Here is a 1,053-nt window from a genome sequence, read left to right as displayed (position 1 = left end):
GATCGATGAACACCGAGCCGCCGCTCGAGGTGGCGGTGCCCAGCGTTGCCGTGTCGGTCACGGTCAGCGTCACGTCGCCCGCCGCCGCAAAGCCCGTCGCCGTGAGGTCCGTCGCGGTGATCGACAATGTTGTTCCGGCATTGACGGCATCGCCCGCGACACTGCTGCCGACAAGGATGGCTCCGCCAAGCGTGTCGAGGGTCCCGAACCGCAAGGTCGTGGCGCGATAGTCGAGCTGGCCCACGCTCGCCAGATCGAGGTTCGCCGTGCCATCGACACGCACAAGCGCAGCGCCGTCCGTCAACAGGTTGGCAATCTGCAGGTTGCCAGCAGTCAGATCCAGCGAGCCTGCAAACACATCGCCGAGGCCGACATCGCCTGCCGACCGCACGGTCAGGAGCGTGCCCACCTCGACGAGGCTGCCGGTGATCGCGTCTGCCGTGAGACTGGTTGTCGCAAGGGATGCGACATCGCCGAACGCCGTGACCCCGCCGAGCGTCGCCCCGTCCGTCACCGCGACGGTCAGGTCGCGCACGGCATCGAGCGTCGTCGCATCGAGCGTTGCCGCCGAGATGAACAGGTCGTTGCCGCTCTGGATCAAGGCGGCGGTGATGTTGCCCGTGGCGTTCAGCGACATGTCGTGGCCCGGACCGCTGGTCCCGCCCAGGACACTGCGCACCACGATGTCCTGCGCCGTCAGGTCAAGCCTGCCCGTGAAGACATCGCGCAGAGTCAGCGTGCCGCTGGCAGTGCCGGTCAGCGCGTCGCTACCGACATCGCCGCCGGTGATCGTCCCGCCCGCAAGCGTGACCGCGCCGCTCTCCAGCGATGCAAACGTGATGGTCGGTGCCGCAATGGTGATCGCGCCGACGCCACCGGTGCTGGCACTGGTCGTGATGTTCACGCTGCTGGTGCCGGTCAGATCGATCGTCGCCCCCGCAGCCAGCAGGCCCACATCGATCGTTGCGCCGGACAGCGCCATGCCCTCGACCGCCTGCGCCGAGGCCAGCGTCAGCGCGCCGGCTGCCGTCACGGCGATGCTGGTGCCGGCAT

1 protein-coding gene is annotated in these 1,053 nt (G+C 68.5%); it reads right to left on the bottom strand.

The window, feature by feature from the left end; all coding sequences use genetic code 11:
- Positions 1 to 1,053: hypothetical protein (locus tag AX703_RS28065; protein WP_197423796.1), on the bottom strand; the 1,053-nt coding region annotated here is incomplete at both ends.

Source organism: Novosphingobium sp. CCH12-A3, assembly GCF_001556015.1.
Taxonomy (GTDB): domain Bacteria; phylum Pseudomonadota; class Alphaproteobacteria; order Sphingomonadales; family Sphingomonadaceae; genus Novosphingobium; species Novosphingobium subterraneum.
The sequence above is the reverse complement of the archived record's forward strand: the minus strand, read 5'-3'. Positions and strand labels throughout refer to the sequence as shown.